5 protein-coding genes and 1 tRNA gene are annotated in these 4,804 nt (G+C 63.2%); 2 read left to right on the top strand and 4 right to left on the bottom strand.

Going from position 1 to position 4,804, the window contains the following annotated elements; all coding sequences use genetic code 11:
- Positions 1-35: 35 nt before the first annotated feature.
- Positions 36-111, top strand: a tRNA-Phe gene (locus ACSLE4_RS11605).
- Positions 112-217: 106 nt separating this feature from the next.
- Positions 218-649, top strand: a complete 432-nt coding sequence (locus tag ACSLE4_RS11600; protein WP_435904603.1) for a hypothetical protein — start codon at positions 218-220, stop codon at positions 647-649.
- On the opposite strand, the gene ACSLE4_RS11595 is transcribed toward ACSLE4_RS11600, so the two are convergent.
- From ACSLE4_RS11595 to ACSLE4_RS11580, 4 genes are all read right to left on the bottom strand, one after another.
- Positions 646-1,617 carry an SMP-30/gluconolactonase/LRE family protein gene (locus tag ACSLE4_RS11595; RefSeq protein WP_435904602.1) on the bottom strand — a complete coding sequence of 324 codons (972 nt, stop codon included), beginning with the start codon at positions 1,615-1,617 and terminating at the stop codon, positions 646-648. The two genes, ACSLE4_RS11600 and ACSLE4_RS11595, sit on opposite strands and share 4 nt — an antisense overlap.
- Positions 1,618-1,690: 73 nt before the next feature.
- Positions 1,691-3,268, bottom strand: a complete 1,578-nt coding sequence (locus tag ACSLE4_RS11590; RefSeq protein ID WP_435904601.1) for a BCCT family transporter — start codon at positions 3,266-3,268, stop codon at positions 1,691-1,693.
- A complete protein-coding gene (locus tag ACSLE4_RS11585) occupies positions 3,268-4,095 on the bottom strand; it encodes an SAM-dependent methyltransferase (RefSeq protein ID WP_435904600.1) in 828 nt (275 codons plus the stop codon). The genes ACSLE4_RS11590 and ACSLE4_RS11585 overlap by 1 nt, the downstream gene beginning before the upstream one ends.
- Positions 4,082-4,804 (bottom strand): glycine/sarcosine N-methyltransferase (locus ACSLE4_RS11580; RefSeq protein ID WP_435904599.1); only part of this gene is annotated, 723 nt, incomplete at its 5' end. The genes ACSLE4_RS11580 and ACSLE4_RS11585, both read right to left, overlap by 14 nt.

Genomic DNA, 4,804 nt, shown 5'->3' with positions numbered 1-4,804 from the left:
GGGAAAGCCCATCGCCCATATGCCGTAAACGGCGGGCCCAGGTAGCTCAGTTGGTAGAGCAGCGGACTGAAAATCCGCGTGTCGGTGGTTCGAATCCGCCCCTGGGCACCATTTCCCCTTTAGCCTCGGCGGCCTGGACTGAGCATTTTTTTAAGATCATCGCGTAACTCTAGTCCGCGGGACCAGGACGCCCTCATGGGCGTGCCGGGTGTTGCCCATGTGCGGAGATGTCGACGATGAAGGAACCGCCGCGCGAGAGCTTCATGTCCAAGATCAACGATGTCTTGGCCATGCGCATCACCATGCTGGTGGGCTCGATCTGGGCGTTTACGCCTTCGTCATCTTCGGCCTGACGCCGATCCTCTGGCCGGAATACGAGACCCAGATTCTCTATTGGTCGAACTTCCTCCAGCTCATCTTCCTGCCCGTCATCACCGTCGGCACGGCGATCCTCAATCGCGATTCGGAAAAGCGGGCGATGGAGGATCACACGACGATACGGCGGGAGTTCGATCTCTTGAAGGAGGTCAACGGTTCGCACCGCGCGGCGCTGGCCGGGATCGCCGAGGGCATTCGCGAGCTGGTGGACCGGAGCCGCGCTGTGACGAACGCGCCGGCCTCAACCGATGACGGTGCTCTGAAAGGCTAGACCCCGCGGGTCTTAACCTTGGCCTGCCAGATCTTGGTGTCGCCGAGAATGAACAGCACGTCGTTCTTCGGTCCGCCGAAGGTGAAATTGGCCACGCCCGGGGCGACGATCTCCCCCAGAAGATCGCCTTGCGGCGTGAACACCTGGACGCCCGTCGCCGACGACGTGTAGACGCGGCCGCGCGCGTCGAGCTTGATGCCGTCCGGCACGCCGGGACTGACCACGGCGAACAGCCGCTCGTTCCGCAAATGCCGGCCCTTGTGCACATCGAAGGCGCGGACGTGATGGGGCAGGTTAACGAAATAGGTTCCGGGCGCCTGGTTGGCGCCGGTATCGGTGATGTAGAGCACACGCTCATCCGGTGAGAAGGCGAGCCCGTTCGGCTTGTTGAAGGAGTCCGCGACCACCGCCGTTTCGCCCGTCGCCGGATCGTGGCGGTAGACGAAGGCGCCGACCTCCGGCGCGGGCTTGAAGCCCTGTACCTCACCGTAGTTCGGATCTGTGAACCACATCGTGCCGTCGGACTTCATCACCACGTCGTTCGGCGAATTGAAGCGGAGCCCCTGCCACTGGTCGACGACCGTCTCGACCGCGCGGGTCTTCAAGACCATGCGGCTGATCCGCGCCGGCACGTCGCGCGTGCCTTGCTCGCAGATTATGAGCCCCTTGCGGTCGAGGCACATGCCGTTGGCCATGTTGGACGGCTGGCGTACGGTCTCAAGCGTACTCGCGGTGAAGGGAAACGTGTCGCCCGCGAGCTGGAGCCGCATGATGGCGACGTTTTTCGGGCCTGGCTCCGGCACGGTCGTGAAATAGAGCGCGTGCTCGGCGGCCACATAGACCGGGCCTTCATGGGCGTTGGTCTCGATGAGCACGGGACGTTGAAAGTCCTTACCGAGCACTCTTCGAAACGTCTCGCGATAGACGGCAAGGGTCGCGCCGTCGCCCGGTCCTGGAGCCTGAGCCATGTCCTGTCTCCTCACCGCCTACCGTAAGGAAGCACTGTTTTCGAACCATGAACCCTTTAGAGACCGCGCATCCTCAGCCGCTGGGTTTGGGTCTTCGTGCGCGCCGCGCCTTGCGTTGCTGGGTGGCATCTTCGTGGAGCGCCGCCATGAAGCCAACCCCTAAGGCAACAAGGACGATGGAAAAGGGCAGCGCGGCCGCGATCGCCATGGCCTGAAGCGCGCCGAGACCGCCGGCAATCAGGAGCGCCGCGGCCACCGCGCCGATGCCGACGCCCCATTGCACACGCTCGAGGATCGGCGGCTCCGTATGCCCGCCGCATTGCATGGTCGTGACGACGAGCGTGCCGCTATCGGCGCTCGTTACGAAGAAGACCGCGACCAGAAGGGTAGCCGCGGCAGCGACGATCGTGGCGAAAATGCCGGTCTGCAAGAAGTCGATCATGACGTAGAGTGAAAGAGCAGGCTCATTCTTGGCGATCTCGATGATGGCCGGTCCCGCACGCGCCGCGGAGATCGCCGCGCCCCCCATGATCGATAGCCAGATAAACGTAATGCCCGTCGGCACGAGAAGCACGCCGAGAATGAATTCCCGCACCGTGCGCCCGCGGGAGATGCGCGCAATGAAAAGTCCGACGAACGGCGTCCAGCTGATCCACCAGCCCCAGTAGAACGTGGTCCAAGAGGAAGCCCAGCCCGTGTCATCGCTTGCCGTCTGGTAAGTGAGCCACGGCAACTGAGCCAGGTAGTCGCCCAACCGGAGCGTGACATTGCGCAAAATCGGTTCGAGCGGTGCCGAGACAAGCACCACGGCCAGGATAAAAGCCGCGAGCCAAATATTGGCGAGCGACAGCAGCCGTATACCACGATCGAGCCCGGAGCTTACCGACAGCACCGCCGCGCCGCAGATCACCGCCACGAGCAGAAGCTTGTGCTCCGTCGAGACATGCCAGCCGAACAGCCGGTTCAGCCCCGCATTGATTTGGTCGGCGCCGAAGCCGAGCGACGTGGCGAGACCGAACACGGTGGCGACGATGGCGACGACATCCGCAAGCTTACCCGGCCAGCGATTAACGCGGTCGCCGATCAAGGGACGCATGGCGGAGCGAATGCTGAGCGGCTCGCCCTTGCGGAACGAGAAATACGCGAAGATCAGCCCGGCGATCGTGTAGAGCGCCCAAGGCATGAGCCCCCAATGGAAGAAGGTGATTTCCATGGCCACGCGGGCGCGGATCACGCTCGACGGGTCCGGGCCCCAAGCCGCGATCAGCGGGTTGCCGGCATAATGGGTGAGGGGCTCGGCGATCGACCAGAAGACAAGACCGATGCCCATCCCGGCGGCGAACAGCATGGCGGCCCATGACAGCCAGCCAAATTCCGGCCTCTCGTCGTCGGCGCCGAGCCGTACCGCGCCCCAATGGCCGAGCGCTAAGACCACGCACATGACGAGTGCAGCCGATACGACCGCGCCATAGAGCCAGCCGGCGGACCCCGAGATGACGTCTCGCGCCGCCGCAAAACTCTCCTCGGCCAAGGTCGGCCAGGCAATCGTCACGACGACAAAGACCAGAACAATCAGCTTTGCGCTCGCCGGCACTCCGATCGTGCAATGGGCGAGGGGAGAATCGGTGCCGCTGTCGCGGCCTGCCTCCACTAAGCCGCCTTTCGGAAGTGCATGATGCCCCACGCAAGCAGGCCGCCTTCGGCCCCTGATACCCAATGGCCGAGGCCCTTAAGCATGCGGTTGACGAAGGCGTCACTCGCGCCGAGCTCGTCCCGGCGCGCATCGAGTTCCTCGGTGACGCGGGAGTAGTGGGTGCGCATATGTCCGGTCAGTTCCTCGACCTCCACCTCCTCGAAGCCGCGCCCGGAGAGTTCCTCGCGATAGAAGCCGAACGACGCAAGGTCGGGCAAATGGATGCGGTCATAGATTGGCTTGAGCGGGGTGGGATCGCTGAGCGCATCCGCCTGCATAGGGTCGGTGAAGATGAACTCGCCGCCCGGCTTCAACACGCGTGCGACCTCATCAAGCACCGCGCGCCGGTCCGGCGCATGCAAAATGGCATCCTGACTCCAGGCAAGATCGAACGTCGCTTCCTCGAAGGGCAACGAGTCGAACGAGCCGTCGACCACGGTTATCTTGTCGTCGAGGCCGGCCTCGCGCGTGAGGGCCCGGTTGCGCTCGTTCTCGACGGCCGAGAGATTGAGGCAGGTGACCCGCGCGCCGTAGCGCTCGGCGAGGACGCGGGCCGCCCCGCCATAGCCCGAGCCCAGATCGAGTACGTGCTTACCCTTGAGTGAGCCGGCCTTTCCCGCCATGCGCTCGACGGTGCGCCGGCTCGCGGCGCTGATGTCGGGGCCCTGATCGTAGAGCCCCACATGAATGTCCTCGCCGCCCCAGATCGTGCGGTAGAAATCGTCCGCCTCGGCGCTGTCATAGTAGTCGCGGGCGAGCGCGATGGTCTGATCAGTCGCTGCCATAGCTCTTCTCCGCGACATGGATGAAGAAGTCGGGATCGGTCTCCTCGCCTTCCTCTTGGAAGTCGCCGTAGGAATGGATTTGTTGGAACCCGGCCTCGCGCAGCAGCTTGCGCGTGTAGTTTTTGCGCAAGGGGAACATGTTGAGATTGTGCCGCGAGCCGTCCGGGAACACATACTCGAAGCGGGCAAGGCCATCATCGACATGGACCGGCTCGGCCGTGACCTGGTCGCCGCAATAATAGAATTTGTGCTTGCTGGCGAAGCCTTTGTCCAAGATGCGGTCGTAATTTCGCTGGTCGAGGATCAGGATGCCGTCATGCTTTAGCGCGGCGTAGAACTCGGCAAGCGCACGCCTGCGGTCGTTCTCGTCGAACAGATGTGTGAAGCTGTTGCCAAGACAGATGATCGCGTCGAACTTGCCGCGCACGCTCTCATTGAGCCACCGCCAGTCCGCGTGGATCGTTTTTAGGACAACATGATGCTGGCAGCCATTGTCAAAGGCTTTGGCGAGCATTTCGGCGGAGCCGTCGACCGACGTGACGTCGAATCCGGCCTTGAGGAGCTGGACGGAGTGAAACCCCGTGCCAGCGGCAACATCGAGAACGCTCTCTTTGCCGCGTGCCTTTAGGACATCGATGAAAAAGCGGCCTTCGCTTCTCGCGCGCTGATCCCAATCGATGAGTTCGTCCCACTTCTCGACAAAACCCCG

It is taken from the genome of Methyloceanibacter sp. (genome assembly GCF_051306395.1).
Taxonomy (GTDB): domain Bacteria; phylum Pseudomonadota; class Alphaproteobacteria; order Rhizobiales; family Methyloligellaceae; genus Methyloceanibacter.
This window is presented reverse-complemented; position numbering and strand designations above follow the sequence as displayed.

What these genes read in the sequence shown, in the direction of transcription:
- ACSLE4_RS11585 (WP_435904600.1), bottom strand. Translation starts at nt 4,095, where the DNA reads ATGGCAGCGACTGATCAGACCATCGCGCTCGCCCGCGACTACTATGAC.
- ACSLE4_RS11600 (WP_435904603.1), top strand. Translation starts at nt 218, where the DNA reads ATGTGCGGAGATGTCGACGATGAAGGAACCGCCGCGCGAGAGCTTCAT.
- ACSLE4_RS11595 (WP_435904602.1), bottom strand. Translation starts at nt 1,617, where the DNA reads ATGGCTCAGGCTCCAGGACCGGGCGACGGCGCGACCCTTGCCGTCTAT.